The sequence below is a fragment of the Halomonas sp. genome (assembly GCF_031581305.1).
Classification (GTDB): Bacteria; Pseudomonadota; Gammaproteobacteria; order Pseudomonadales; family Halomonadaceae; genus Halomonas.
The window spans coordinates 1-26,834 of the sequence record NZ_JAVLBC010000016.1; the positions used below are offsets into that span (position 1 = coordinate 1).

The following is a 26,834-nucleotide window of genomic DNA, read 5'->3' on the forward strand; positions in this document are numbered from 1 at the left end:
CCGTGGGGTGGTCTCGCTGCCCTTCGACACCAGCGAGATGAGCGCCCGGGAGCTCAACGACCGGGCCCTGCAGCGGCTGGTGGAGCAGGGCATCGCCGAACCCGGCGACCACGTCATCCTCACCCGGGGCGACCACATGAATGCCCATGGCGGGACCAACACCCTGAAGATCCTCGCCGTGGAGGCCGGCCATGAGTGACATCCGCCCACCGCGCGACGTGACGCGGACCCTGCCGGCCCGCAAGCGCATCGCCCTGGTCGCCCATGACGGCAAGAAAGAGGAGCTGCTGGAGTGGGCGGGGCGCTGGCGGGAGACCCTGGCCGAGCACCGCCTGATCGGCAGCGGCACCACGGCGGGGCGCGTCTCGCGCACGCTGGGGCTCGAGGTGGAGGGCCTGATGAGTGGCCCGCTGGGCGGCGACCAGCAGATCGGTGCGCGCATCGCCGAGCAGCGGCTCGACCTGCTGATCTTCTTCTGGGACCCCTTCGCGCCACAGCCCCACGACCCCGACGTCAAGGCCTTGCTGCGTCTGGCAACGCTGTGGAACATCCCGGTGGCCTGCAACCCCGCCAGCGCCGACTTCCTGATCAGCTCCCCCTGGCTCGGCCAGGCGTACGAGATGACCATCCCGGATGCCGGTGCCTGGGTCTCTTCCCGTACCGGCTGATTGCCCCCTGCCCTGCCGAGACGTCGACAACCATACCAACCCACAAGAGGTCGACCATGTTCCAGCTCACCCGCAGCGTCACCTGGCAAGCCCTCCAGGGCCTGCAGCAGCAGACCGCCAACGACCGCATCCGCGACTACTTCGCTGCCGACCCGAAGCGCTTCGAGAAGATGAGCCTGCGCGTCGGCGGGCTCTTCCTCGACTACTCCAAGCAGCCGGTCTCCGACGAGGTGCTGGAAAAGCTGATCGAGCTCGCCGAGCACTCGGCGCTGGTCCAGCGCCGTGCCCAGATGTTCTCCGGCGACATCATCAACGTCACCGAGGACCGGCCCGTCCTCCATACGGCCCTGCGCAATCTCGGTGAGAGGCCGCTGATGGTCGGCGGCCTTGACGTGATGCCGGAGATCCAGCGCACCCGTGAGCAGATTCGTGCCTTCTCCGAGGCGGTGCGCAGCGGCGAGTGGACGGGCTACGATGGCCAGCGCATTCGTGATGTGGTCAACATCGGCATCGGCGGCTCGGACCTGGGCCCCAACATGGCCTGCCGGGCGCTGCTCAAGCACCGCCACCCGGCACTCAACTTCCACTTCGTCTCCAACGTCGACGGCGCCCACATCCAGAAGGTGCTCAACCACCTCGACCCGGCCACCACCCTGTTCATCGTCTCCACCAAGACCTTCTCCACCCAGGAGACGCTGCTCAACGCCCATACCGCTCGCCGCTGGTTCCTGGACAACGCCGGCCCGGAGGCCGACGTGGGGGCGCACTTCATCGCCGCCTCCACCAACAAGGCGGCGGCCATGGCCTTCGGCATCCGCGAGGAGAACGTCTTCGAGTTCTGGGCCTGGGTCGGCGGGCGCTACTCGATGTGGTCCTCCATCGGCCTGCCCATCGCGCTCTCCATCGGCTTCGAGGGGTTCATGGAACTGCTCGAGGGGGCCTACGAGATGGACCAGCACTTCCTCGCCGCACCCTTCGCCGAGAACATGCCGGTGCTGATGGCGCTGATCGGCATCTGGCACATCAACTTCCAGGGCGCCGAGACCCAGGCCATCGTGCCCTACGACCAGGCGCTGCATCAGCTGCCGGCCTTCCTGCAGCAGCTCGACATGGAGTCCAACGGCAAGTCGGTGGACATCTTCGGCCACCCGGTGGACTACAAGACCGGGCCGATCGTCTGGGGCCAGACCGGCTCCAACGGCCAGCACGCCTTCTTCCAGCTGCTCCACCAGGGCACCCGCTACGTGCCCATCGACTTCATCGCCTCGCTCAAGCCCGAGCCGGGCATGGAGGAGCACCACTTCGCGCTGCTCACCAACATGCTGGCCCAGGCCAACGCCTTCATGGAGGGCAGCCAGACCGGCAGCCGGCTCGACCCCTACAGCTGCCCGGGCAACCGCCCCTCCAGCGTGCTGCTGCTCGACGAGCTGACGCCCAGGAACCTCGGTGCGCTGATCGCGCTCTACGAGCACAAGGTGTTCGTCCAGGGGGTGATCTGGAACATCAACTCCTTCGACCAGTGGGGGGTACAGCTGGGCAAGCGCATCGCCGGCGAGATCAGCGAACGCATCGACGCCCACAGCCAGGACTTCGATGCCTCCACCCAGGGCCTGCTGGCGCTGGTGCGCGATCACTTCCCCCGCAGCGGCGAGCCGGCGCCCAAGGGCAACCCCAAGGGCTAGGCCCCTCAGCCCCGGGCGAGCGCCAGGCGCTGCCCGGCACGATACCCCGCCCAGGCGGCGCCCAGCCATACCACGAGGCTGACCGCCACATGGCCCAGGGCCGCCAGCTGGCGGCCCTGTTGCATCAGGGCCAGGGTTTCCAGGCCAAATAGCGAGAAGGTGGTGAAGCCACCGCAGAAGCCGCCCACCAGGAAGGGCTGCCAGCGCGCCACCTGACCGTGGGCGCGGCGGGCGGCATAGGCCGCGAAGCCGGCGATCAGCCAGGAACCGAGGCCGTTCACCGCCAGGGTGGCCCAGGGGAAGGCCGGCCCCGCCAGCGCCAGCGAGACCAGGTAGCGCAGCGTGGACCCCAGGGCACTGCCCAGCCCCAGGGCAGCATAGGCACGCCAGGCGATCATGCCAGCGCTCCCGCCAGCCAGACCCCGGCCAGCAGGGCCGCCCCCCCCATTCCCAGGGTGAGGGCGACATAGCCCAGGGCCGCGGCCTCGCGACGCTGCTGCCATAGCGTCAGGGTCTGCAGGCTGAAGGAGGAGACGGTGGTATAGCCCCCCAGCAGGCCGATGGCCAGCAGCGACCAGGCCAGCCCCGCCTCGGAGCCGGGCAGACCCAGCCCCCCGGCCGCGAGGCCCATCAGCAGGGAGCCGCTCAGGTTGACCACCAGGGTTCCCCAGGGAAGGCCGGCCCCCAGGTAACGGGCGACGAGATTGCCCACCGCCAGGCGCGCCATGCCGCCCAGCCCCCCGCCACCGGCCACGGCCAGCAGCACCAGCGGGTCGATGCTCATCCGCTCTCCAGGCGTTGCGAGAAAGGTCCCGGGAGGATGGCGACAAGCGCCAAAAAAAAGGCCACCCGGTGAGAGTGGCCAAGAGTATCGCATGCTTGCCTTGCAGGGGGCAGTAACCCTCGGGTCGCTGCTGAAAGCAATATTGGCACATAATCGCCATGATGTACAATTTATGTACATGAAGATGTTATGTCGGTCCCGGGGCATGGCGCCGTGTGACAAAGTCCGTATCATGCTGATACGCGAGCGCAACCCCGACACCACATCGCCAACACGCCAAGAGACGGAGGTCACTGCGTGAACCCAATGCGAGCCCTTCCTGCCACCCTCGGCTGGCTGCTGATTGCCCTGTTGGCATTCGCCGCCCCGGCCCAGGCCCAGCAGGCCGATGCCGGCAGCGAGCCGCCGGCCTACTCCACCCTGGCCGACCTGCTCGAGAACGAGCAGTCACGCCAGCAGCTGATCGACCAGCTGCGCGGCATGGCCGGTGACGTCGCCGCCTCCGAATCGGCGGGTGCCGGGGAGCGCGCCGCTGTTGCCGAGCCCTCGCTGCCCAGGCAGCTGGCCGAAGCCACCAGCCGCATCGTCGGCGATGTCGGTACCCAGTTCACCAGCCTGGTGGAAGTACTCGGTGGGCTGTTCACCGGCCGTGCCGATGCGACCAGCCGCTTCGACACGGCCGCCTTCACCAGCGCCGCCATCAATCTGGGCCTGGTGATACTGGCGACCTTCGTGCTGTTCGTTGCCATCCGCCGGCTCGCCCGGCCGTTGTTCACGCGCATCAGCCAGTGGTCGCTCAACGGCCAGGGGTTGACCCCGGTGCTGCGCCTGGTCCTCTGCGTGGCCCTGGCGGCCGTGATCGACGTGGCGGTGGTGGCCCTGGCCTACGTGGGGGGCAACCTGGTTGCCACCTTCGCGGTGGGCGAGACCGGCGAACTCTCCACCCGCGCCTCGCTGTTCCTCAACGCCTTCCTGGTGATCGAGCTGCTCAAGGCGGCCGTGCGCATGCTCTTCTCGTCGCGCTACGAGGGGCTGCGCCTGCTGCCGGTGAATGCCGAGGACGCCTCCTACTGGAATGGCTGGATCGCCCGCCTGATCGGGCTGGTGGGCTATGGCCTGATGGTGGTGGTGCCGCTGGTCAACGTCTACCTGTCGCCGACCCTGGGCCAGAGCATCGGCACCCTGATCATGATCGGCGCCTTCATCTATGCGGTCGCCGTGGTGCTGCGCAACCGGGTCCGCCTGCGTGACGCCCTCAACCACAAGGCCGACAACGCCACCATGGCGGCCAGCCGGGTCTCGCTGCAGCTGTTCGCCCACACCTGGCACCTGTTCGCGCTGGCCTACTTCGTGATGGTGCTGGTGCTGGTGCTGACCCGGCCGGCGGATGCCCTGCCCTTCGTGCTCTTCGCCACCCTCAAGACCATCGCCGCGGTGGTGGTGGGCCTGCTGGTCTCGCGCCTGCTGACCCAGACCATCGGCCGGCGCATCCGCTTGAGCGATGACCTGCGCCGCAAGCTGCCGCTGCTCGAGCCGCGGCTCAACAGCTATGTCCCCAATGCCCTGCGGGTGATCCGTACCCTGATCCTGATCACGGTGTTCCTGGTGGTGCTGAACGCCTGGGGCGCCTTCGACCTGGCGACCTGGTATGCCTCCGAGGCGGGCCGCGGTCTGGTCGGCAAGGTGATCAGCGTGTCGGTGATCCTGGTGATCGCCGTGGCCGCCTGGCTGGGGCTGGCCAGCCTGATCGAGCACAAGCTCAACCCCGAGACCGGCGGCGGCGTGCCCTCGGCCCGGGCCCAGACCCTGCTGGCGCTGTTCCGCAACGCCCTGGCCATCGCCCTGATCACCATGACCGCGATGATCGTGCTGGCCGAGATCGGCATCAACATCGGCCCGCTGATCGCCGGTGCCGGTGTGCTGGGCCTGGCCATCGGCTTCGGCGCCCAGAAGCTGGTGCAGGACATCATCACCGGCATCTTCATCCAGGTGGAGAATGCCATGAACACCGGCGACGTGGTCACGGTGGGCGGCATCACCGGTACCGCCGAGAAGCTCAGCATCCGCTCGGTGGGCATCCGTGACCTCTCCGGCACCTACCACATCGTGCCCTTCTCCAGCGTGGACACCGTCTCCAACTACATGCGCGAGTTCGGCAACCATGTCGGCGAGTACGGCATCGCCTACCGCGAGAGCATCGACGAGGCCATCGAGCAGCTCAAGCTGGCCTTCGAGGACCTCCAGGCCAGCGAGGAGCACGGCCACAAGCTGCTGGAGCCGCTCACCGTTGCCGGCGTCGTGGCGCTGGCCGACAGCTCGGTGAACATCCGGGTGGTCATCAAGACCACGCCCGGCGACCAGTGGGCCGTGGGCCGCGCCTACAACCGCCTGGTCAAGCTGCGCTTCGACGAGGCCGGCATCGAGATTCCCTTCCCGCACACCACGCTCTACTTCGGCGAGGACAAGGAGGGCCGCTCACCGGCCGCCAATGTGCGGGTACTGGAGTCCAAGGCACGGCAGCGCAGGGCGGACTCGCCCCAACAGGAGGATCCCGATCAGGGCATCCAGGAGATCGCCGCCCCCGAACACCGCAATCCTACGGGAGGCGAGGTCGACGAGCCCTGACGTCCCCTCTCTCCCTCTCCTGAACGAACAGCGGGGCCGCCTCTCGGCAGCCCCGCTGATGTTTCGGGCGAGAAGCGGGTGACAGAGAGGGCCGCCAAGAAGGGGATACCGGACGACCAGGCAGTAAAAGGGACGCCCGAAGGCGCCCCCTGGAGAGTGGATCACTGACCGGTCCGGCGGCGGACCGGTCAGGCCGTCTTGCCCTTCTTCGCCTCGCGGGGCTCCTCGCTCGGCTGGGGCAAGGATGGCAGCGACTTGTCGAGCAGTTCGACGCTCTGCCGGTAGAAGAGCTGGCTCTTCTGATGCTCGCCCAGGTTGGCATAGAGCCGCGCCAGCTCGGCACAGACCACTCCGCTGGACCGCTGGCGCTGGCTCGCCTCGAAGTACTCCTGAGCCTTGCCCCAGTAAGCGTTGCGCAGCGACAGGCGCCCCAGAGTCAGCAGCAGATCCGGATCGTTGGGGCGCTCCTGCAGCCACTTCTCGGCCACCACCAGCTGCCGGGAGGCGTCCACGTCGAGCAGGCCATAGCGCAGCACCAGGCGGGTATCCCAGTGCTCCTTGAGCGAGTGGCGCAGCAGCCGCTCGGCGATGCCCTCCTCGTTCCCCCGCACCAGCGCCTCGGCGTAGAGCACGATCAGGTCGGTGTTGGTGCGAAGGTGGTCGGGCATATCGGCCCAGAGGTTGCGGACCCGCTCGATATCGCCGGGGTCGCGCGCTTCCTGGCCAATCAGCTCACGATAGGCTCGCTGTTCGAGCTGTTCGCGCTCCTCGCGAGAGATCAGCTGCTGGGCACCCAGCCGGGGCATCAGGCGACGCAGTCCATCCCAGTCGCTGACGCTGAGATAGGCCTGCTTGAGCTGCTTGAGCACCTGGGGGTGGTTCGGCAGGTGACGGTCCAGGCGGGTGAGGATCGCCAGCGCCTCCTCATACTGCTGGCGGTCCAGCATCAGTTGGGCCTGCATCATGCCCACCGCCGTGTCGGCGCCCTCGGTGCTCAGGTGGGCCCGCTTGAGCAGGGTGTCGGCCTGCTCGTAGCGCCCCTGGTAGTGAGCCGCCAGGGCCGCCGAGAGATAATTGACCAGTGGTGTACTGGAGTCGTCGGCCGCCTTGACCAGCGATTTCTCGGCCTTCTTCCAACGTCCCTCGGCCAGGGCCACCAGGCCACGCACGGTGCGCTTCATGGCATTGCGGTTACGCGCGCGACTGTTCCACACCTTGAAGCGACTCACCGGGCGTGTCAGGCGCATCAGCAGCCGCAGGGCGAAGTGCAGCACAATGAAGGTGGCCAGCAGCAGGACCAGGCCAAACCAGAAGGAGGTCTGGACGGAGGTGTCGCCCACTCGCACCAGCCAATAGCCCGGCACCGACATCATCAGCTGGCCGAACAGCGCCCCGAGCGCCAGGCCCAGGACCACGATCAGGATCAGCTTTCTCATGCGTCATCTCCCTGGCCGTCGTCACGGCCCTCGAAGCGCCGCTCGATGAAGGTCGCCAGCGCCTGCTGGGAGCCGCTGATGTCGGGAAGTTCCGGGCGGATGCTCCGCTGCTTGAGCTCCTCGAGACGCTCGATCACCGACTGCACGCCGCTGGCCTGAGTGTCGTAGTAGCCGCGGATCAGTGCCAGGGCCTTGTCGAGGCTGGCCTCATAGAGCGCCTGCTCCTCCTTGAGCAGCGCCAGCTGGGACTGCTCAAGCACCAGGCGCACGCTCTGGCGCAGGTAGGACTCCTGCTCCGGCGAGATCAGCGCCTCCAGGGCCTGGTCGTGCTGGCGCACGGTGACCAGCTCCTTGAGTTCCCCCCCGAAGCGCGCCAGCTGCTCCTGCCAGCCACCCGTGGGGGCCTCCTCGAGGGCGGCGGCGTCGGCGGTGATCTCCTCGATCTCCTGGGCCAGCGGCTGGCCGGCGAGCTGCTTCTGCTGGGCGTTGAGCGTCAGGTAGAGCCCGGTACGGTCGACCCGCGGCACCGAGTCCAGCTCGGCCAGCTCGGAGGCGATCTCACGGCGCACCGGTACCAGGGCGGGGTTGTCGGCCTCGCGCAGCCGCGCGTCGGCGGTGCGCAGCAGGGCGGCGGCGCCCTCGACATCGCGCTCCAGCTGCAGGCGCTGGTTGGCCAGGCGCAGCAGGTAGGCGGCCTCGGCATGCAGCCAGTCGCGCTCGTCGGTATCCTGCTCGCGGGAGAGCTCGTCGAGCACCTTGTCCAGGGTCTCGTCGACGCTGCCGCGATAGTCGGCGAACTCGCCGCGCAGGGCGGAGAGGGCCGAGTCGAGGGCCGCGTCACGCTCGCTCTCCGCGCTCTCCAGCCGCCCCCGCAGGTCGCCGAGGTCCGACTGACTGGCCACGTCGCCGGGCAGCGAGGCCAGGCGCTGCTGCTGTGCATCGAGCTTCTGCCAGGCCTGCCAGCCGAACAGGACCACGCCTGCGGCGAGCAGGATCACCAGCACCAGGGCGAGGATCCCGGCCTTGCCGCCGCCCTTGCCGCCATCACCACCGGAGCGCCCGGGCGTGGCAGCGGACGCACCGCCACCCGCCGGGGCAGCTGGACCGGCGCTGCCAGCTGTCTTCCCGGCCTTGGCCGAGGTGTCGGACTTGGCGGAACCCCCCTTCGGGCCCGCCGAGCTGGCGCTGTCCGCCTGGCTCGCGGCGGGTTTTTCTGCCGCGGACTTTTCTGCGGTGCTCTTGTCACCGCCGCTTGCCGGCTTCTCGCCCTGCTCCGAACGTCTGGCGGACGTGTCGGCGGCGCTGGAAGACGCCTTCCCGGCGCCGGCCTCGCCGCCTGCAGGCGTCTGCGCGGCGTCCTGCTTGCTCTGGGTCGCACCGGCACCCTGCTTATCAGCGGCCTTGTCGTAGCGACGCGACCGACGCCGGCCGGAAGCGGCCGGCTTGCCGGCCTCGCGCCCCGAGCTCGCCGATTCCGCGCCGGAGGGCGCCTGCTGTTCGTCCTGATCGTGTGGTTGCTTGCTCATCTGTCGCTAGCCCTTTTCGAGATCATCATGATCGACATCGGCCTCCTCCGGGACGCTGGTCCTGGCGACCGCAACCGCCAGTGCGGCAGGCGTGGCACCCGACGCCACGACGGGAAAACGAAACCCCAGCCTGCCGGCCAGTGTAGCCAACCGGGCACTGGAAACGATTAGCGGTTGGTTCAAGGCGGCGTCTGTACACCATCTTGCCAGATGTTCGAGGATTTCTCCGCTGCTGACCACCAGCGCACGGTAATCGCCGGCAGCGAGCCGTGCCTGCATGACGGGATCGGGGTCGAGGAGGCGACGGCGATAGAGCGCCAGGCGAGTCACCCGGGCACCGCGTGCCGCCAGGGTATCGGCGATCAGGGGGCGCCCCCCCTCACCGGCCACCAGCAGCACACGCCGTTTCCCCAGGGCCTGCAGCGAGGCGAGCCGCAGCAGCGCCTCGCTGGTGTCCTCGCCGGCCGAGGGCGAAGGCACATGGACCCGCACCCCCAGGCGCCGGTGCAGCAGGGCGGCGGTGGAGGCTCCCACGGCATAGAAGTCGATGCCCACCGGCAGCTGCGGCCAGTAACGATCCAGCGCCTCGATCAGGCACTCGGCCGCGAAGGGGCTCACCACCACCACCTTGTGGAAGTGGTCGATGTCCAGCCAGGCAGTCCGCGTCGCCGGAGCCTCCGGCAGCGTCTCGAGGTGCATGACGTCCAGGCGCGAGACGGTAAGGCCCCGGGCCTCGATGGCCGCGGCCAGCGGTCCAGCCCGCTCGCCCGGCCGGGAGATCAGTACCGGCAGATCCGCCATCAGCCGGCGCCGTAGACCTCGGCGAGGATCTCGCCGGCGCCTTGGTCGAGCAGCTCCTCGGCGACGCGAATCCCCAGGGCCTCCGGCTCATGCATGGAGCCACGCCCCTCGGCACGCAGCACCCGGGTCCCTTCCGGGTTGCCCACCAGGGCACGTAGCCACAGGGTCTGGCCGTCATCCTCGAAGATCGCATGACCGCCGATTGGCACTTGGCAGCCTCCCTCCAGGCGAGTGTTCATGGCACGCTCGGCGCGCACCCGGGTCGCGGTGGCCGCATCGTCCAGCGGGGTGAGCAGTGAAAGCAGCTCGGGGTCATGCAGGCGGCACTCGATGCCCAATGCGCCCTGGCCACAGGCCGGCAGGCATATCTCGGGGGGCAACTCCATGGTGATGCGGTCGTCGAGCCCCAGCCGCCGGAGGCCGGAGGTCGCCAACAGGATGGCGTCGAACTCGCCGGCATCCAGCTTGCCCAGGCGGGTCTGGACGTTGCCGCGCAGGCTCAGCACCTCGAGGTCGGGGCGTGCCTCGCGCATTTGCAGACCGCGGCGCAGGCTCGAGGTGCCAATGCGCGCGCCCTGGGGCAGCTCGTCGAGGGAGGCGTAGTGATTGGAAATGAAGGCATCGGTGGGTTCGGCGCCCTCGAGGATCACCGAGAGCCCCAGGCTCTCGGGAAAGTGCATGGGCACGTCCTTCATGGAGTGCACAGCGATGTCGGCGCGGCCATCGAGCATCGCCTCCTCCAGCTCCTTGACGAAGAGCCCCTTCCCGCCGACCTTGGCCAGCGGCGTGTCGAGGATCTTGTCGCCGCGGGTGGACATGGCCACCAGTTCCACCTTCAGGCCGGGATGGGCGGCCATGAGTCGGTCGCGGACATGCTCGGCCTGCCACATGGCCAGTTGACTCTTGCGGGTGGCGATACGCAGGGTATTGATGGCTTGCACGTGGTTCTCCCGTACCGGGTTGCCTGCCGTTGGCGCGCGTCGTGCCGGCGCCCGGTGATGACATGGATATCCCTCATCATAAAGCACCGCGCGGGGCAGGAAAAATCGCGTCGTCCCGCGGCGACCTTACGCTGCCGCCCCTCGCCAGCCTCACGGACTCTGGTACACTTTCCGCCATGTCAAGGCAGCACCGCTCCGGCGGCGCTGCGGCCGGCCCACCGGCCGTCACCCACCGCAATCATCTAGCAGGATGCCCAGCCCGATGAGCCCGAGTTCACCCAACCCCGGCACCAACCAGTCCTGGGGCGGCCGTTTCAGCGAGCCCACTGACGCCTTCGTCGAACGTTTCACCGCCTCGGTCGACTTCGACCAGCGCCTTGCCCTCCACGATATCCAGGGCTCCATCGCCCATGCCACCATGCTGGCCCGGGTCGGGGTGCTGACCGACGAGGAGCGCGACGCCATCATCGAGGGCCTCGGCGAGATCCGTGGCGAGATCGAGCGCGGCGAGTTCGCCTGGTCGGTCACCCTGGAAGACGTGCACATGAACATCGAGGCGCGGCTCACCGACAAGATCGGCATCACCGGCAAGAAGCTGCATACCGGCCGCTCGCGCAACGACCAGGTGGCCACCGACATCCGCCTCTTCCTGCGCGACGAGATCGACGTGGTCGGCACCGAGCTGGCCCGGCTGCGCGAGGGCCTGATCACGCTGGCCGGCCAGGAGGCCGACACCATCATGCCGGGCTTCACCCACCTGCAGACCGCCCAGCCGGTCACCTTCGGCCACCACCTGCTGGCCTGGCAGGAAATGCTCGCCCGCGACCACGAGCGCCTGCTCGACTGCCGCCGGCGGGTCAATGTGATGCCGCTCGGTGCCGCGGCGCTGGCCGGCACTACCTATCCCATCGACCGCCATGTCACCGCTGAGCTGCTGGGCTTCGAGCGCCCCGCCGAGAACAGCCTCGATGCGGTGAGCGATCGCGACTTCGCCATCGAGTTCACGGCCTTCGCCAGCATCCTGCTGATGCACCTGTCGCGCATGAGCGAGGAGCTGGTGCTGTGGACCAGCGCCCAGTTCGCCTTCATCGACCTGCCCGACCGCTTCTGCACCGGCTCCTCGATCATGCCACAGAAGAAGAATCCCGACGTGCCGGAACTGGTGCGCGGCAAGACAGGCCGGGTCTATGGCCACCTGATGGGCCTGCTGACCCTGATGAAGTCCCAGCCGCTGGCCTACAACAAGGACAACCAGGAGGACAAGGAGCCGTTGTTCGACAGCCTGGATACTGTCAAGGGCTGCCTGCGCGCCTTCGCCGACATGGTCCCCGCCATCGAGGCGGTGCCATCCAGCATGGCCGAGGCCGCCCGCCGCGGTTTCTCCACCGCCACCGACCTCGCCGACTACCTGGTGCGCAAGGGCGTGGCCTTCCGCGATGCCCACGAGATCGTCGGGCAGTCCGTGGCCTACGGCCTCCGGGAGCAGAAGGACCTCTCCGAGATGAGCCTCGAGGAGCTCCGCCAGTTTTCCGACACCATCGAGGAAGACGTCTTCGAGGTGCTGACCCTGGAGGGCTCGGTGGCCGCCCGCAACCATATCGGCGGCACCGCCCCGGACCAGGTGCGTGCCGCGGCCCAGCGGGCGCGTGACGCCCTGGCGACCCTGACGGGCCAGGCCTGATGCGTCGCCTCGCCCCCCTGATCCTGACCATGGGACTGGCCGTAGGACTGGCCCTGACCGGCTGCGGCCAGAAGGGCCCGCTCTATCTGCCCGGCGACGAGGCGGCCGCAGAGCGCTACGACCCCGCCGGCCAGCAGGAGGCGTCTGACGAGGACGCGGCCCAGCCGGACGACGACACTGCCCGAGACGACGAGAGCTAGGCATGGACCATTTCGAATACCGCGACGGCGTCCTCTATGGCGAGGACGTGCCGCTCACCCGCATCGCCGACGAGTTCGGCACCCCCTGCTACGTCTATTCCCGGGCGACGCTGGCACGCCACTTCCGCGCCTATACCGAGGCGCTGGGTAGCCACCCGCACCTGATCTGCTATGCGGTGAAGGCCAACAGCAACCTGGCGGTGCTGGGACTGCTGGCGAGACTCGGCGCTGGCTTCGACATCGTCTCCGTGGGCGAGCTGGAGCGAGTCCTGACCGCCGGCGGCGACCCGGCCAAGGTGGTCTTCTCCGGCGTCGCCAAGCAGGAGGCCGAGATGGTCCGGGCACTGGAGGTGGGCATCAAGTGCTTCAACGTCGAGTCGCGCCCGGAGCTCGAGCGCCTCGACGCCGTGGCCGGGCGACTCGGCAAGGTGGCCCCGGTGTCGCTGCGGGTCAACCCGGACGTGGACGCCGGCACGCACCCCTACATCTCCACCGGGCTCAAGGACAACAAGTTCGGCATCCCGGTGAACGAGGCGCTGGCCGCCTACGAGCTGGCCGCCGACCTTCCCAACTTGAAGGTCACCGGCCTGGACTGCCATATCGGCTCCCAGCTCACCGAACTCTCGCCCTTTCTCGATGCCCTGGAGCGGCTGCTGCTGCTGCTCGAACGCCTGCGCGAACGCGGCATCGAAGTGGCGCACCTGGATCTTGGTGGCGGCCTCGGTGTGCCCTACCGCGACGAGCACCCGCCGGCGCCCTTCGACTACGCCACCGCCCTGCTCGAGCGGCTGTCGAAGTGGCCGGGCAGCGAGCGCATGACCCTGCTCTTCGAGCCGGGCCGCTCCATCGCCGCCAATGCCGGGGTGCTGCTGACCCGGGTCGAGTACCTCAAGCCCGGCGAGACGAAGAACTTCGCCATCGTCGATGCCGGCATGAACGACCTGATCCGCCCCTCGCTCTACCAAGCCTGGCAGGCGATCCTCGCCGTGGACGCCCGCAGGCCGCGCGACGCTGCCACCTATGACGTGGTCGGTCCGGTCTGCGAGACTGGCGACTTCCTGGGCAAGGACCGTGAGCTCGCCATCGCCGCCGGCGACCTGCTGGCGGTGCGCTCCGCCGGCGCCTACGGCTTCGCGATGGCCTCGAACTACAACAGCCGTCCGCGCCCCGCCGAGGTCATGGTCGACGGCGAGACGGCCCATCTGGTGCGCCGCCGCGAGCGCCTGGAAGAGCTCTGGGCAGGCGAGTCGCTGCTGCCCGGCGATGAAGGGGAACCGCACTGATGCTGCTGCACTTCACCAAGATGCAGGGGCTGGGCAACGACTTTATGGTGGTCGACATGGTCACCCAGCGGGCACGCCTGACCGACGACCAGATCCGCCAGCTGGCCGACCGGCGCTTCGGTATCGGCTTCGACCAGTTGCTGGTCGTCGAACCGCCGCGGGCCCCCGAGATGGACTTCCGCTACCGGATCTACAACGCCGATGGCAGCGAGGTGGAGAACTGCGGCAACGGCGCCCGCTGCTTCGCCCGCTTCGTGCGCGACCAGCGCCTGACCCACAAGCGCGAGATTCATGTCGAGACCGCCGGCGGCCCGCTGACCCTGGTGATCGAGGACGACGGTCGGGTCCGGGTCGACATGGGGGTGCCGCGCTTCGCACCCGAGACGTTACCCTTCGAGGCCACCGAGGACCGCGTGCTACACGCGCTGGAGGTGGACGGCGAGCGCCTCGAGGTCGGCGTGGTCTCGGTGGGCAATCCCCATGCGGTGCTGCGCGTCGACGACATCGACACGGCCCCCGTCGAACGACTGGGACCGGCACTCGAGGTCCATCCGCGCTTCCCTCGGCGGGTCAACGTGGGCTTCATGCAGGTGGTGACGACCCACGAGATCCGCCTGCGGGTATATGAACGCGGCAGCGGGGAGACCCTGGCCTGCGGCACCGGCGCCTGTGCCGCGGTAGCCAGCGGCATACGCCAGGGGCTGCTGGAAAGCCCGGTGACCGTTCACCTGCGCGGCGGCGACCTGCGCATCGAATGGGCCGGCGACGACGCTCCCCTGTTCATGACCGGTCCCGCCGAGCGCGTCTTCGACGGCCGCGTCGTTCTGAACTGAGTCGCCCTGCCACCAGAGGAGAAGTTCCCATGAGCCGAGCCGCCCCCGACCCGCGCAAGACCCTCGACCCCGACCGGGTGGCACAGTGGCTGGCCTGTCACCCGGACTTCTTCGTCGGTCGCGAGGGCTTGCTGCAGCAGCTCAAGGTCCCGCACCCCGAGGCCCGCGGCGCCACCTCGCTGCTCGAGCGGCTGGTTCATGACCTGCGCTCCCGTGCGGAACAGGCCGAATGGCGCCTGGAACAGCTGCTGGAATCGGCTCGCCACAACGAGGGCCAGTATCGCCGCACTCGCGAGCTGGTGCTGGCGCTGCTCGAGGCCGAGGATAACGACACCCTGGGCCAGGCGCTGGCGACTCAGCTCGCCGAGCGCTTCCACACCCCCGCGGTGGCGCTGTGGTGTCCGGCCAGCCTGACCGATGCCGAGCCCCGGCCGCCCCAGGCCCCGCGCCAGGTCCTCGACGACCATGCCGGCCAGCGCCTGGCCGCCCTGCTCGACGGACGTACCAGCCGCTGCACAAGGCTAACGCCGACCGACTGGAAGCGCCTGCTTCCCCATGTGCCGGCACCCGACAAGGCCGGCTCCTGTGCCCTGTCGCGACTGACCCTGGGCGAGCCGCTGGGCTACCTAGTGCTGGCGAGCTCCGACCCCGACCACTTCCGCGCCAGCATGGATACCGTGTTCACCGAGTACGTGGGCGAGGTGGTGGCGCGGCTGCTGGTACGCCTGGCTCCGGCCTCTTCGTGACCGAGCGCGTGCTGGACCGCGAGGTGGAGGCCTTCCTGGCCGGGCTGGCCCGCACCGCCAGCCCGGCCACGGTGGGCGCCTACCGGCATGACCTGGCGGCCCTGATGGCCTTTCTCGAGTCTGAAGCCATCGATGACTGGTCCCGACTGGATGCCGCCCTGCTGCGCCGCTTCCTGGGCAGTGAGCGCATCCGGGGGCAGGCCCCGCGCAGCCTGGCCCGACGGCGGGCGGCCATCTCGCGCTTCGCCCGGCACCTGGTGGAGGCCGGGCGCCTCCGCCACAACCCAGTGCCCCTGGTACGGGCGCCGCGCCAGCCCCAGCACCTGCCGCATCCGCTGGACGTGGACCAGCTGGCCCGCTTCCTCGATACCCCCCATGACGATTCGCCCCTGTCCCGGCGCGATCAGGCGATGCTGGAGCTCTTCTATTCGAGCGGCCTGCGCCTGGCCGAGCTGGCGGCGCTGGACCTCGAGGACCTCCAGCCCCAGCGGGTGCGAGTACTGGGCAAGGGGGGCAAGCCCCGCCAGGTGCCGGTGGGCCGCCGGGCCCGCCAGGCCCTGGAGGCCTGGCGGGGTGTCCGCGGCCAGCTGGCCAACCGCGACACACCGGCGCTGTTCGTCGGGATACGCGGGGCCCGGCTGGGCCATCGCGCCATCCAGAAGCGGCTGGCCGAACTGGCCAGGACCAGGGGGCTGGCCGAGCACCTCCATCCGCACCGACTGCGCCACTCCTTCGCCAGCCACCTGCTGGAGTCGAGCCAGGACCTGCGGGCCGTACAGGAGCTTCTGGGCCATGCGGACCTCGCCACCACCCAGGTCTACACCCGACTCGACTGGCAGCACCTGGCGGCGAGCTACGATGCGGCCCACCCCCGGGCACGGCGCCGCTCCGATGACTCGGGAGAGCCGTCATGACCCTGCAGGCGATCACTTTCGACCTCGACGACACCCTGTGGGACAACCGAAATGTGATGCAGCGCACCGAGAATGGCCACTACGCCTGGCTCGACGAGGCTTTGGGCGACTGGCTGGCCCACCGTGGCGAAACGCACCTCGGTCGCTTCGCCGAGCGCTTTCCCCTGGCGGCCTACCAGAGCGGTCGTCGCCGGCTCGCCGAGCGACATCCGCTGCGTCGCGGTGACTTCAGCTGGCTGCGCGAACGCGCCCTCATCGAGCTACTGGAGGCGTTCGGGCTGCCGCGAAGTGCCGCCTGGCTGTGGGCTGCCGCGACCATGGCCCGCTTCCACGCCCTGCGCCTCGAGGTCTCGCCTCATCCCGAAGTCGGGCCGCTGCTCGCCGAGCTCGGCGGCCGCTACCGGCTGGGGGCCATCACCAACGGCAACCTGGCGGTGCATCGCCTGGCGCTGCATTGCCACTTCCGGGTGACCATCGCCGCCGGCGAGATCCAGGCACCCAAGCCGGACGCCCGCCCCTTTCTCGCCGCCCTGGCACGGCTCGCCACTCCACCCTCCCGGGCGCTGCATGTGGGGGATTCCTGGCAGGAGGATGTGCTGCCGGCCCAGCGCCTGGGCATGCGAGCGGCCTGGATTGCCGGCGACACGCCCCATGCCGGCGAGCTTCCCGCGGGGGTCTACCGCCTGGAGCACGTGCGCGAGCTGCCGGCCTTGATTCGGCACCTGGAACGTTCCGGCTAGCCACTAGCCGGCTTGAGCCGACCGCAACTCAACTCTGCTCGGGAGCAAGCAGCCACTGGTCGAGGCGTTCGTGCACCTCCTCGATGCCCTGCTTCTTCAAGGCGGAGAAGAGCTGGATACTGACCAGGTCCTCCCATTCCCGCAGTTGCGAGCGCACCTGCTGCAGGGCGCTTTTCGCCGCACCACTCTTGAGCTTGTCGGCCTTGGTCAGAAGGATGTGCACCGGCATGTCTGCCTCGTCGGCCCAGCCGAGCAGGGTCTGGTCGAATTCGGTCAACGGATGGCGCACGTCCATCACCAGCACCAACCCACGCAGAGAGCTGCGGCGCCGCAGGTAGTCGGAAAGATGGCGCTGCCACTCCAGCTTGACCTGCTCGGGCACCTTGGCATAGCCATAGCCCGGCAGATCGACCAGCCGGTGGCCGGTGTCCTCGCCCAGCGTGAAGAAGTTAATCAGCTGGGTGCGTCCCGGCGTCTTGGAGGTGCGGGCCAGCGCCTTCTGCCGCGTCAGAGCATTGATGGCACTGGACTTGCCGGCATTGGAGCGGCCGGCGAAGGCCACCTCGGCGCCGTCGTCCGGCGGGCACCTGGCCAGGGTCGGGGCGCTGGTGAGGAAACGGGAGGCCTGATAGTTGAGTCGCGACATGGCGAAAAAATCCTGACGTTGATCAAGGGCCCCACGGCTTGCATTCCCGCGGCTCGGGTGTTCCGTTATAATACGGTGTCTTTGTCTGCGACCCGGGGCGCGCCAGTATACCATCGTGCTCCGGCCGTCAGCGACCGACCAGAGGGTGTCGGCGACGATCGGCCAGAGGGCACCCGGATTCGAGGATCGGGCGGCACCCGGGGAACGTACCGGCCAACAACGTAACGGGATAGTGGAACAGCGATGAGAAAGCTACTGGCAAGCCTGGCAATCACCGTGGGCGCCGTCGGCGTAGCCCATGCAGACCTTCAAGCGGATGCCGATGCAGCGGCGGGCAAGGAAAAGGCGCAGGCCTGTGCCGCCTGTCACGGCCAGCAGGGTATCAGCCCGTCCGGCGCCTTCCCCAACCAGGCCGGCCAGCAGGCCTCCTACCTGGCAAAGCAGATCATGGATATCCGCGACGGGCGCCGGGAAGTTCCCCAGATGGCCGGTCAGGTGGATGACTTCTCCGACCAGGACGCCTGGGACGTGGCGGTCTACTTTGCCGACATGGATCCCGCCCTGGGCCAGGCCGACGCCGACGAGGCGCTGATCGAGCGTGGCCGCGAGCTCTACCGCGCCGGCGATATGGCCAAGGGCATACCCGCCTGTGCCGCCTGCCACACGCCCACCGGCGGGGGCATCGGCAGTGCCGTCTACCCGGCCCTCTCCGGCCAGAAGAGCGACTACGTGGTTTCCACTCTGCAGGCCTTCGCTTCCGGCGAGCGGGCCAACGACCCGGCCGCCATCATGCGCGACATCGCCAGCAAGATGAGCGATGGCGACATGGAAGCCGTGGCCAACTACGTGTTGGGCCTGCACTGAAGCCGACCTGACGCACGGTGCGCTGCACGCCGAGGGCGGCCGTTGGCCGCCCTCGGCGTCTCCGGGGAACCCCGTCCTCGAGCAAGACTCAAAGCATTGTGCCGACCGCCGGCACCGGGATCACGATTCATTCAAGGAGAACCCCATGCTCAAGCCGCTGATTCTCGTCCTCGCCAGCCTCGCCCTGCCTGGCCTGGCCACTGCCCAGTCCCTTGTCGAGGGCGAGCACTACGAGGTACTCGACAACCCGCTGGAGACTCAGGTCGAGGAGGAGCGCATCGCGGTGACCGAGGCCTTCTGGTACGGCTGCCCCCACTGCTACAACCTGGAGGCACCGCTCAACGCCTGGGTCGCCGAGCAGCCCGAGGATGTCGCCTTCCAGCGCATGCCGGCCACCATGGGTGGTGCCTGGAACAAGCATGCGTTCGCCTTCTATGCGGCCCAGCAATTGGGGATCCTCGACGACCTGCATGACGACTTCTTCCACGCCATCCACGAAGAGGGACGCAGCCTGACCAAGCCCGATGCCATCGCCGAGTTCTTCAGCGACTACGGTGTCAGCGAGGAGGAGGCCCGGCAGGCGCTGAGCTCCTTCGGCGTCAAGGGCAAGGTGAACCAGGCCCATGCTCGCATGCGCCAGATGCAGCTGATGGGCGTGCCGGCGCTGATCGTCGATGGCCGTTTCCTGGTCACGCCGAGCTCGGCCGGCAGCCTCGATAACATGCCGCAGGTGGCCGGCGCCCTGGTCGAACGGGTCCGCGAGGAGCGTGCAGACTGAGATGTCCCACCTGGCCGACGCAAGGACGCCGCTGCTCAAGGGCGGCCACCTGAAGCTGCTCACCTTCAACCTGCAGGTGGGCATCCAGACCTCGGCCTACCACCACTACCTGACACGCAGCTGGCAGCACCTGCTGCCCCACCCGAATCGGCTGCGGCGTCTGGACATGATCGGCGAGGTGCTCGGCCGCTTCGACATCGTCGGCCTCCAGGAGGCCGACGGCGGGAGTTTCCGCTCGAGCCAGGTCAATCAGGTGGCGTATCTGGCTAGCCATGCCGGCTTTCCCCACCACTTCCAGCAGCTCAACCGCAACCTGGGCCGCATTGCCCAGCACAGCAACGGGCTGCTGTCGCGACTGCCCCCGACCCGCATCGAGGAGTATCGCCTGCCCGGCACCCTGCCCGGCCGCGGCGCCATCCATGCCCGCTACGGCGAGGGCCCCGATGCCCTGCACCTGTTCGTCGCCCATCTCGCACTGAGCCACCGTGGCCGGGTGCGACAGCTCGACTACCTCAGCGAGATCATCCAACCGCTGCGCCATGTAGTGGTGATGGGGGACCTCAACTGCACCCCGGAACAGCTCCACGGGCACGAGCGCTTCTGTGCCTCGCTGCCACTGCATCCGGTCCGCCCCCCGCTCAGCTACCCTTCCTGGCAGCCACGCCGGGCCCTGGACCATATCCTGCTGTCGGACTCCCTCCGGGCGGACGAGGTACGGGTGCTCGACCATCTCTTCTCCGATCACCTGCCCATCGCGGTCGATGTGCGACTGCCCGAAGCCTGCCTGGCCGTCATCCAGGCTGAGACCGGGCAGCGACGTCAGCGCTAACTGCCGCTCGGACATCGTGTAGTCAACGTTGGCCGGAGTGGCTGCTGCCGGCGCGCCGGTATGCGATAATATTTCTTTACTAGACGAGAAGACCAGACAACGAGACCCACACCCATGGCCCAATCCCGCGAGCTGCCAGGCGTCTTTGCCTGGCTCGACCGTGCCTCTGAATGGCTCGGCAGGAGTCTCTCCTGGCTTGTCCTGCCAATGATGCTCATCCAGTTCCTGATCGTGGTGCTGCGCTACGTCTTCAGTTTCAACAGCATCCCTATGCAGGAGTCAGTGATGTACATGCACGCTATAGTGTTCATGCTGGCCGCAGCCTGGTCCCTCAAGCATGACGGCCATGTGCGTGTGGATATCTTCTACCGTGCCATGACGCCGAAGCGCAAGGCGCTGGTCGACCTCTGCGGCACCCTCTTCCTGCTGCTGCCGGTGATGGTCTTCGTGATCCTGTCGAGCACCGGCTATGTGAGCAAGTCGTGGCGCATCCTCGAGAGCTCCCCCGATACTGGCGGCATCCCCGGCGTCTTCCTGCTCAAGACGCTGATTCCGCTGTTCGCCGGTCTGATGCTCCTCCAGGGCCTGGTGGAGGCGAGCCGCCACTTCCTGGTGCTCTCCGGGCGTATGGATCCCCCCGCCCATGGCCACGACCACGCCGAGGAGCGCCTCTGATGCTGGAGTTCATGCCCCTGGTGCTCTTCCTGGTCATCTGCCTGGTGCTGATGGCCGGCTATCCCGTCGCCCTGTCGCTGGCCGGCACCGCCCTGGCCTTCGCCGGCTTGGGGCTGGGCCTCGAGGCCCTGGGGATCGATGCCCACTTCGACGGCGGCTACCTGGGCGCCTTCCCCAACCGCCTCTACGGCATCATGACCAACCAGACGCTGCTGGCGGTACCGCTGTTCGTGCTGATGGGGGTGCTGCTGGAGAAGTCCAAGGTCGCCGAGAACCTGCTCGATGCCATGGCGCTACTGTTCGGCTCACTGCGCGGGGGCCTGGGCATCTCGGTGACCCTGGTGGGGATGCTGCTGGCCGCCTCTACCGGCATCGTCGGCGCCACCGTGGTGACCATGGGCCTGATGTCGCTGCCGACCATGCTCAAGCGCGGCTACAGCATGCCGCTGGCCACCGGCACCATCTGTGCCACCGGCACCCTGGGACAGATCATCCCGCCCTCCATCGCCCTGGTGCTGCTAGGCGACGTGCTCTCCTCCGCCTACCAGCAGGCCCAGCTCTCCATGGGTATCTTCAGCCCCAAGACGGTCTCGGTGGGCGATCTGTTCATGGGCGCCCTGGTGCCGGGGCTGATCCTGGTATTGCTCTACATCGCCTATGTCTCCGGGGTCGCCTGGCTCAGGCCGCAATCCGCCCCACCCGCCGACCGCAAGGAACTGATGGACGAGCTGGGTCATAAAGGAGGGCTAGGACTCCTGTTGCTCAAGGGGCTGGTCCCGCCCATCTTGCTGATCATTGCCGTGCTGGGCTCGATCCTCGGCGGCTTCGCCACGCCCACCGAGGCCGCGAGCGTCGGTGCCTTCGGTGCAATGATCCTGGCTCTGGCCTATCGACGCCTGAACATCCAGACCCTCAAGGAGGTGCTGCGATCGACAACCCATGTCACCACCATGGTGTTCATGATCCTCATCGGTGCCGCGCTCTTCTCGCTGGTGTTCCGCGCCTATGGCGGCGAGGAGCTGGTCACCGACCTGTTCGAGAACATGCCCGGCGGCGTGGTGGGCGCCACCCTTATCGTGATGCTGGTGATCTTCCTGCTCGGCTTCATCCTCGACTTCATCGAGATCACCTTCGTGGTGGTACCCATCGTCGGGCCGATCCTGCTGGCGATGGGGCTCGACCCCATCTGGCTGGGCATCATGATCGCCATCAACCTGCAGACCTCCTTTTTGACGCCACCCTTCGGCTTCGCGCTATTCTACCTACGCGGCGTGGCCCCGGACTCGGTGCCCACCTCGGCGATCTACAAGGGGGTGATCCCGTTCATCGTGCTGCAGTTGGGCATGCTGCTGGCCCTGGCCTGGTTCCCGGAACTGGCCACCTGGCTGCCGGATCAGTTCTGACCGGCCGGTGATCCCGGCCCCCGCGGGCCGGCGATGCCCGAACAGGCCGTTTTTCGGCACCGTCTGCGGTGCCACCCGGTTGGCCCCTGTGGCCAACGGACACACGTCAGCCCTCGCAAGGGCTTTCCACGACAACACGCACAATACTCAGAGGGAAAGCACATGAAACTCAGATCACTCGCCGTCGCCGTGGCCATGAGCGGGGCCGCCTCGGGCCTGATGCTGGTCTCCAGCATCGACAACACGGCCCAGGCCCAGGAAACTTTCGAGTGGAAGATGGTCACCTCCTGGCCGAAGAACTTCCCGGGCGTCGGCCAGGGCCCCGAGCGCCTGGCGAAAATCGTCGAGGAGATGTCCGACGGCCGTCTGACCATCGAGGTCTTCGGTGCCGGCCAGCTGGTGCCGGGCTTCGAGGTATTCGACGCCGTCTCCGAGGGCACCGCGGAGCTCGGCCATTCCGCCTCCTACTACTGGAAGGGCAAGGCCCCGGCCGCCCAGTTCTTCGCCGCCGTACCCTTCGGCATGAATGCCCAGGAGATGAACGCCTGGCTGCATTACGGCGGCGGCCTTGAGCTGTGGAATGAGCTCTACGACGACTTCGGCGTCGACGTGCTGGTCGCCGGCGCTTCCGGCGTGCAGATGGGCGGCTGGTACAACAAGGAGATCAACTCCGTCGACGACCTGGACGGACTGAAGATGCGGATGCCGGGCCTGGGCGGCGAGGTGATGGAGCGCATGGGCGTGGCCATCGTCAACATGCCCGGCGGCGAGATCTTCACCTCGCTGCAGTCCGGCGCCATCGACGCCACCGAGTGGATCGGCCCCTACAACGACCTGGCCTTCGGCCTGCACCAGGCCGCCGACTACTACTACTACCCGGGCTGGCACGAGCCGACCGTGATGTTCGAGGCGATCATCAACGAGGAGGCCTATGCCTCGCTGCCCGCCGACCTACAGGCGATCCTGCGCACCGCAGTGCGCGACATCAATGCCGATGTGCTGGACGAGTACACCGCCCGCAACAACGACGCCCTGGAGACCCTGGTCAACGAGCACGGGGTGGAACTGCGCCGCCTGCCGGACGACGTCCTCGCCCAGGCCAAGGAGCACTCCGCCGACGTGGTCGCCGAACTCGCCGAAGACAGCGAGATGGCCCAGAAGATCCACGACTCCTACCGGGCCTTCCAGGACAAGGTGGTCAACTACCACACCATCTCCGAGCAGGCCTACTACAACGCCCGCAACCCGGACGAGAGCACCGGCAACTGAGGCCGTTGCCTTGCCAGCGCAGGGGCCGCCTTCGGGCGGCCCCTCTGCGTTACGACACGGTCATCCACGGCCTAGCGATCAGCGGCACAACGGCGCTAGCCAGGCCTCCGCCAGCCACAGCACCAGGGCATAGCGCGCCGTCTTGGCCAAGGTGATCAGCAGAATGGCGCGCCACCACGGCAGCCGCAGGATACCGGCCAGCACGGTGAGCGGGTCACCGACCACCGGCGCCCAGGAGGCCAGCAGGCTCCACTCCCCGACGCGAAGGTACCAGCGCTCGGCCCGCTCCAGCCCACGACGGGACACCGGGAACCAGCGACGTCCCTGGTAGTGTCGCGCATAGCGTCCCAGTGCCACATTCACCAGGCTGCCCAGGATATTGCCGAGACTGGCCACCGCCCAGAGCAGCATGGCCGGCTCGCCGGTACACCACAGCCGGGCCAGCCACACCTCGGAGCCACCAGGCAGCAGGGTGGCACTGGCCAACGCCACCAGGAACAGGGTCAGCATGGCACCGCCCCCACTCCCTGAAGTACGCTGGTGGTTCCCTTTGACCGCAATGACGTGATGCTGATGGCCGCCTCCCGCTCCATACCCAACACCCTGACCATAGCCGGCTCCGACCCCAGTGGCGGCGCCGGCATCCAGGCCGATCTCAAGACCTTCTCGGCCCTGGGGACCTATGCTACCAGCGTGATAACCGCCCTGACTGCCCAGAACACCCGCGGCGTCACCGGGGTTCACCCGGTACCGGTGGCGTTCATTGCCGCCCAACTCGAGACGCTGCTCGCTGACGTCGACATCGACGCCGTGAAGATCGGCATGGTGGCCAGCCGCGAAGTGGCCGAGGTGATCCGCGAGGCCCTGGCCACCCAGCGGCCGGGCTGGATCGTGCTCGACCCGGTGATGGTGGCCAAGAGTGGCGACATCCTGGTCAACGATGCCGGCATCGCGGCGGTGCGCGAGTGCCTGGTGCCCCTGGCCGACCTCATCACCCCCAACCTGCCGGAGGCCGCGGTGCTGCTGGGCTGCCCGGTACCGGAGGACCGCGCCGGCATGGAGGCGCTGGCCCCCGACCTGAGGGCCCTCGGGGCCGGCGCCGTGCTGCTCAAGGGTGGCCATCTGCGTGGCGAGGGCTGCCCCGATCTGCTGATCAGCGGTGACGCCCTGTACTGGCTAGAAGGGAGACGCGTTGCGACCGGCAACCTGCATGGCACCGGGTGCACTCTCTCCTCGGCGATCACCGCCCGCCTGGCCCTTGGCGACGCCCCCTACGATGCGGTGGCCACCGCCAAGGCCTGGCTGTCGCAGGGACTCGAGGAGAGCCACCGACTTGACGTAGGTCAGGGCCACGGCCCGGTGCACCATTTCCACGCCGTCTGGTAGGCAGACTGCCTTGCGCCCTCCCCCCCTGCCGCCCATGCTGAAGGCTGTGCCGTAGGGATCAACCTTCCCGGGAGGGAGTCATCATGAGCCAGACCCTGCTGTTCGCCAGCGACCTCTCCGCCGAGAACCGGGCCGCTTTCGCCCGTGCCATACGCCTGGCGGTGGAGAGCGGCGCCCGACTCGATGTCATCCATGTGCTCGACCCCTACCTGCCGCGACGGGTTTTGCATGACCTTGAGGCAGCCGTGGTGGAGGACATCCGCGCCACCCTCGTCGACATCCGCGAGGACTATGCCCTGTCCGAGCCACCGTGCCTTATCCAGACCATGGCCGGTGCCCCCTATGCCGAGATCATCCGCGAGGCCCATGAACGCGAGGCGGACATGATCATCCTCGGCGCCCATCGCAAGCGCGGCCAGCCCGACCTGGTCGCCGGCACCACCCTCGCCCGGGTGCTGCGCAGCGCTCCCTGCCCGGTACTCTCGGTCAGCCACCTGGCCACCCAGGAGTGGCAGGACATCCTGGTGCCGGTGGACTTCTCGCTGACCTCGCGGCATACCCTCCGCGAGACCCTCAAACGCTTCCCCGACGCCCGGCTGACCCTGCTCCATGCCTGGGACATCCCCGGCGAGCGGGAGCTGGGCTCCGACAGCGACTACGCCCGTTGGCGCGACCGCGAGGTGGAGCGCTTGCGCACTCAGCTCGAGCGTGAGACCGAGCAGTTGATGAGCGAGCTCGACGACGTCCCGGAGCTCGAACTGGTGCTGGAACAGGGCGACCCCCTTGAGGTCCTGATGACTCGCCTGCGCCGCCAGCCACCGGACCTGCTCGCCCTGGGTAGCCGCGGCCAGCTGGGCCGGCACAGCCAGATCACCGAGCGACTGCTCTCCGAACCCCACTGCGACATCATGCTCTGCCGCGCCTGGTAGGGAGCACCCAATAGCTATACAGAACCTTTGCGAATGAATGCTGTCTGTACGAGGCAATCCTCCGTCGTGAGAGGTTCGCCATGTCCCTGCCCATCCACCGAAGCGCACTCCTGCTGGCGGCCCTAGCGGTCGCCATCACGGCGGCGGCCGAGACGGTGAAGATCAAGGGCGCGCGCTTTCCCGCCGCCTTCGAGGCCAATGACCGCCGCCACGAACGGATCGGCCATGGTCTCTTCCGCTACATGATCTGGGACGGCTATGCCGGCGCCTACTACCAGGCACAAGGCTTTCCGCGCCCGGCCCCCCAGTCCGAGGTGCCACGCCGCCTGGAGCTCGAGTATTTCCACGCTATCGAGGCCGAGGAGTTCGCCGAGGCAACAAGCGAGAGCGTGCGCAAGGCCCTCGACGACGCCAGCTATGCCGAGCTGGCGTCACCGCTGGAGGCGTTCAACAAGCGCTATCGGGACGTCGCCCCCGGCGACCGCTACGCCTTGGGCTGGGACGGTGACTGTCTGACCCTGGCACTGAACGGCGAGCCCCTTTACACAGGCGATGACCCGGCGCTGGCCAATGCCCTCTTCGGCATCTGGCTGGGCGAGGCCCCATTGAGCGAGGCGTTCCGCGACGACCTGCTGGGGCGCTGAGACGGCGACATGCTAGAGTTGGTGGCCCGAGACGGCAGCCAAGGAGACCCCGCCTGATGAAGGCCCTGATCCAGCGCGTGAAACGTGCCAGTGTAGAGGTGGACAATCGCGAGGTAGGCGCCATCGGCATCGGGCTGCTGGCCCTGGTGGGGGTCGAGAAGGGCGACGACGAGGCGGCGGCCGACCGGCTGCTGCACAAGCTGCTGCACTATCGGGTGTTCCCCGACGCGGCGGGCAAGATGAACTGTAACCTGCAGCAAGCCGAGGGCGGCCTGCTACTGGTCTCCCAGTTCACCCTGGCCGCCGACACCCGCAAGGGGCTGAGGCCCAGCTTCTCCAGCGCTGCACCACCCGCCGAGGGCGACCGCCTCTACCACTATCTGCTGAAGCGCGCCGAGGCGGCCTGGCCGAAGGTCGCCAGCGGCGAATTCGCCGCCGACATGCAAGTCTCGCTGGTCAACGACGGCCCGGTGACCTTCCTGCTCGAAAGCTAACCCCGTAAGCCGTAAGCCGTAAGCCGTAAGCCGTAAGCCGTAAGCCGTAAGCCGTAA

Annotated in this window: 29 protein-coding genes; 21 read left to right on the forward strand and 8 right to left on the reverse strand. The window is 68.1% G+C overall.

All coding sequences use genetic code 11. The annotated features are described in order from the left end of the window. The 3 genes from RI841_RS02830 to pgi form a co-directional block, all read left to right on the forward strand. Nucleotides 1-199: pyruvate kinase alpha/beta domain-containing protein (locus RI841_RS02830; RefSeq protein ID WP_310704068.1), on the forward strand; the 199-nt coding region annotated here is incomplete at its 5' end. Beyond that, nucleotides 192-668: a methylglyoxal synthase gene (locus RI841_RS02835; RefSeq protein WP_310704069.1), complete on the forward strand. Its 477-nt coding sequence runs from the start codon at nucleotides 192-194 to the stop codon at nucleotides 666-668. The genes RI841_RS02830 and RI841_RS02835, both read left to right, overlap by 8 nt. 56 nt (nucleotides 669-724) lie before the next feature. Next, a complete protein-coding gene (gene pgi, locus RI841_RS02840; RefSeq protein WP_310704070.1) occupies nucleotides 725-2,350 on the forward strand; it encodes a glucose-6-phosphate isomerase in 1,626 nt (541 codons plus the stop codon). Nucleotides 2,351-2,355: 5 nt separating this feature from the next. Here pgi and RI841_RS02845 read toward each other — a convergent pair whose 3' ends face one another. Both RI841_RS02845 and RI841_RS02850 read right to left on the reverse strand, forming a co-directional pair. Next, nucleotides 2,356-2,748 (reverse strand): CrcB family protein, encoded by a 393-nt coding sequence (locus RI841_RS02845; RefSeq protein WP_310704071.1) that lies wholly within the window; start codon nucleotides 2,746-2,748, stop codon nucleotides 2,356-2,358. Then, on the reverse strand, nucleotides 2,745-3,134 hold the full coding sequence (locus RI841_RS02850; RefSeq protein ID WP_310704072.1) for a CrcB family protein: 390 nt from the start codon (nucleotides 3,132-3,134) through the stop codon (nucleotides 2,745-2,747). Before RI841_RS02850 ends, RI841_RS02845 begins: the two co-directional genes overlap by 4 nt. 297 nt (nucleotides 3,135-3,431) lie before the next feature. Between RI841_RS02850 and ybiO the strand changes: the two genes are divergently transcribed. Then, nucleotides 3,432-5,759, forward strand: coding sequence for a mechanosensitive channel protein (ybiO, locus tag RI841_RS02855; RefSeq protein WP_405000906.1), 2,328 nt, complete (start codon nucleotides 3,432-3,434; stop codon nucleotides 5,757-5,759). 188 nt (nucleotides 5,760-5,947) lie between these two features. Here ybiO and RI841_RS02860 read toward each other — a convergent pair whose 3' ends face one another. From RI841_RS02860 to hemC, 4 genes are read right to left on the reverse strand one after another with little or no spacing between them, the layout of a single operon-like run. After that, on the reverse strand, nucleotides 5,948-7,195 hold the full coding sequence (locus RI841_RS02860) for a heme biosynthesis HemY N-terminal domain-containing protein (RefSeq protein WP_310704073.1): 1,248 nt from the start codon (nucleotides 7,193-7,195) through the stop codon (nucleotides 5,948-5,950). Beyond that, a complete protein-coding gene (locus tag RI841_RS02865) occupies nucleotides 7,192-8,721 on the reverse strand; it encodes a uroporphyrinogen-III C-methyltransferase (RefSeq protein ID WP_310704074.1) in 1,530 nt (509 codons plus the stop codon). Before RI841_RS02865 ends, RI841_RS02860 begins: the two co-directional genes overlap by 4 nt. Nucleotides 8,722-8,727: 6 nt before the next feature. Then, nucleotides 8,728-9,522, reverse strand: coding sequence for a uroporphyrinogen-III synthase (locus tag RI841_RS02870; protein WP_310704075.1), 795 nt, complete (start codon nucleotides 9,520-9,522; stop codon nucleotides 8,728-8,730). Further along, the gene (gene hemC / locus RI841_RS02875; RefSeq protein ID WP_310704076.1) at nucleotides 9,522-10,463 is read right to left on the reverse strand and encodes a hydroxymethylbilane synthase; all 942 of its coding nucleotides are present in this window, start codon (nucleotides 10,461-10,463) and stop codon (nucleotides 9,522-9,524) included. The genes RI841_RS02870 and hemC overlap by 1 nt, the downstream gene beginning before the upstream one ends. 262 nt (nucleotides 10,464-10,725) lie before the next feature. Here hemC and argH point away from each other — a divergent pair, with 262 nt between their 5' ends. From argH to RI841_RS02910, 7 genes are read left to right on the forward strand one after another with little or no spacing between them, the layout of a single operon-like run. After that, nucleotides 10,726-12,144: an argininosuccinate lyase gene (argH, locus tag RI841_RS02880; RefSeq protein WP_310704077.1), complete on the forward strand. Its 1,419-nt coding sequence runs from the start codon at nucleotides 10,726-10,728 to the stop codon at nucleotides 12,142-12,144. After that, nucleotides 12,144-12,344, forward strand: a complete 201-nt coding sequence (locus RI841_RS02885; protein ID WP_310704078.1) for an LPS translocon maturation chaperone LptM — start codon at nucleotides 12,144-12,146, stop codon at nucleotides 12,342-12,344. The genes argH and RI841_RS02885 overlap by 1 nt, the downstream gene beginning before the upstream one ends. Nucleotides 12,345-12,346: 2 nt before the next feature. Then, a complete protein-coding gene (lysA, locus tag RI841_RS02890; protein WP_310704079.1) occupies nucleotides 12,347-13,627 on the forward strand; it encodes a diaminopimelate decarboxylase in 1,281 nt (426 codons plus the stop codon). Next, a complete protein-coding gene (gene dapF / locus RI841_RS02895) occupies nucleotides 13,627-14,460 on the forward strand; it encodes a diaminopimelate epimerase (RefSeq protein ID WP_310704080.1) in 834 nt (277 codons plus the stop codon). Before lysA ends, dapF begins: the two co-directional genes overlap by 1 nt. A gap of 29 nt (nucleotides 14,461-14,489) precedes the next feature. After that, nucleotides 14,490-15,206, forward strand: a complete 717-nt coding sequence (locus RI841_RS02900) for a DUF484 family protein (protein ID WP_310704081.1) — start codon at nucleotides 14,490-14,492, stop codon at nucleotides 15,204-15,206. Further along, nucleotides 15,203-16,120: a tyrosine recombinase XerC gene (locus RI841_RS02905; protein ID WP_310704082.1), complete on the forward strand. Its 918-nt coding sequence runs from the start codon at nucleotides 15,203-15,205 to the stop codon at nucleotides 16,118-16,120. The genes RI841_RS02900 and RI841_RS02905 overlap by 4 nt, the downstream gene beginning before the upstream one ends. Then, nucleotides 16,117-16,860: an HAD family hydrolase gene (locus RI841_RS02910; RefSeq protein WP_310704083.1), complete on the forward strand. Its 744-nt coding sequence runs from the start codon at nucleotides 16,117-16,119 to the stop codon at nucleotides 16,858-16,860. The genes RI841_RS02905 and RI841_RS02910 overlap by 4 nt, the downstream gene beginning before the upstream one ends. A gap of 28 nt (nucleotides 16,861-16,888) precedes the next feature. Here the strand turns inward: RI841_RS02910 and yihA are convergent, their stop codons facing one another. Beyond that, on the reverse strand, nucleotides 16,889-17,506 hold the full coding sequence (gene yihA / locus RI841_RS02915) for a ribosome biogenesis GTP-binding protein YihA/YsxC (protein WP_310704084.1): 618 nt from the start codon (nucleotides 17,504-17,506) through the stop codon (nucleotides 16,889-16,891). A 243-nt stretch (nucleotides 17,507-17,749) separates the two neighbouring features. On the opposite strand from yihA, the gene RI841_RS02920 reads away from it, so the two are divergent. The 6 genes from RI841_RS02920 to RI841_RS02945 all read left to right on the forward strand — a co-directional run bounded on the left by RI841_RS02920 (nucleotide 17,750) and on the right by RI841_RS02945 (nucleotide 23,324). Continuing rightward, on the forward strand, nucleotides 17,750-18,370 hold the full coding sequence (locus RI841_RS02920) for a c-type cytochrome (protein ID WP_310704085.1): 621 nt from the start codon (nucleotides 17,750-17,752) through the stop codon (nucleotides 18,368-18,370). A 145-nt stretch (nucleotides 18,371-18,515) separates the two neighbouring features. Next, complete coding sequence (locus RI841_RS02925; protein ID WP_310704086.1) at nucleotides 18,516-19,148, forward strand: thiol:disulfide interchange protein DsbA/DsbL; 633 nt, start codon at nucleotides 18,516-18,518, stop codon at nucleotides 19,146-19,148. 1 nt (nucleotide 19,149) lies between these two features. Beyond that, nucleotides 19,150-19,977 carry an endonuclease/exonuclease/phosphatase family protein gene (locus tag RI841_RS02930; protein ID WP_310704087.1) on the forward strand — a complete coding sequence of 276 codons (828 nt, stop codon included), beginning with the start codon at nucleotides 19,150-19,152 and terminating at the stop codon, nucleotides 19,975-19,977. Between the two features lie 114 nt (nucleotides 19,978-20,091). Continuing rightward, nucleotides 20,092-20,652, forward strand: a complete 561-nt coding sequence (locus RI841_RS02935) for a TRAP transporter small permease subunit (RefSeq protein ID WP_310704088.1) — start codon at nucleotides 20,092-20,094, stop codon at nucleotides 20,650-20,652. Beyond that, nucleotides 20,652-22,055, forward strand: a complete 1,404-nt coding sequence (locus RI841_RS02940) for a TRAP transporter large permease subunit (protein ID WP_310704089.1) — start codon at nucleotides 20,652-20,654, stop codon at nucleotides 22,053-22,055. Before RI841_RS02935 ends, RI841_RS02940 begins: the two co-directional genes overlap by 1 nt. A gap of 162 nt (nucleotides 22,056-22,217) precedes the next feature. Further along, nucleotides 22,218-23,324: a TRAP transporter substrate-binding protein gene (locus tag RI841_RS02945; RefSeq protein WP_310704090.1), complete on the forward strand. Its 1,107-nt coding sequence runs from the start codon at nucleotides 22,218-22,220 to the stop codon at nucleotides 23,322-23,324. Between the two features lie 78 nt (nucleotides 23,325-23,402). Here RI841_RS02945 and RI841_RS02950 read toward each other — a convergent pair whose 3' ends face one another. Then, entirely contained in the window at nucleotides 23,403-23,834 is a 432-nt protein-coding gene (locus tag RI841_RS02950) for a YqaA family protein (RefSeq protein WP_310704091.1), read from the reverse strand. 63 nt (nucleotides 23,835-23,897) lie between these two features. Between RI841_RS02950 and thiD the strand changes: the two genes are divergently transcribed. The 4 genes from thiD (at nucleotide 23,898) to dtd (ending at nucleotide 26,777) form a co-directional block, all read left to right on the forward strand. Beyond that, nucleotides 23,898-24,710, forward strand: coding sequence for a bifunctional hydroxymethylpyrimidine kinase/phosphomethylpyrimidine kinase (gene thiD / locus RI841_RS02955; protein WP_310704096.1), 813 nt, complete (start codon nucleotides 23,898-23,900; stop codon nucleotides 24,708-24,710). An 83-nt stretch (nucleotides 24,711-24,793) separates the two neighbouring features. Beyond that, nucleotides 24,794-25,639, forward strand: a complete 846-nt coding sequence (locus RI841_RS02960) for a universal stress protein (protein ID WP_310704092.1) — start codon at nucleotides 24,794-24,796, stop codon at nucleotides 25,637-25,639. A gap of 80 nt (nucleotides 25,640-25,719) precedes the next feature. Then, nucleotides 25,720-26,283, forward strand: a complete 564-nt coding sequence (locus RI841_RS02965; protein WP_310704093.1) for a chalcone isomerase family protein — start codon at nucleotides 25,720-25,722, stop codon at nucleotides 26,281-26,283. A 56-nt stretch (nucleotides 26,284-26,339) separates the two neighbouring features. After that, the gene (gene dtd, locus RI841_RS02970; RefSeq protein ID WP_310704094.1) at nucleotides 26,340-26,777 is read left to right on the forward strand and encodes a D-aminoacyl-tRNA deacylase; all 438 of its coding nucleotides are present in this window, start codon (nucleotides 26,340-26,342) and stop codon (nucleotides 26,775-26,777) included. Nucleotides 26,778-26,834 lie beyond the last annotated feature (57 nt).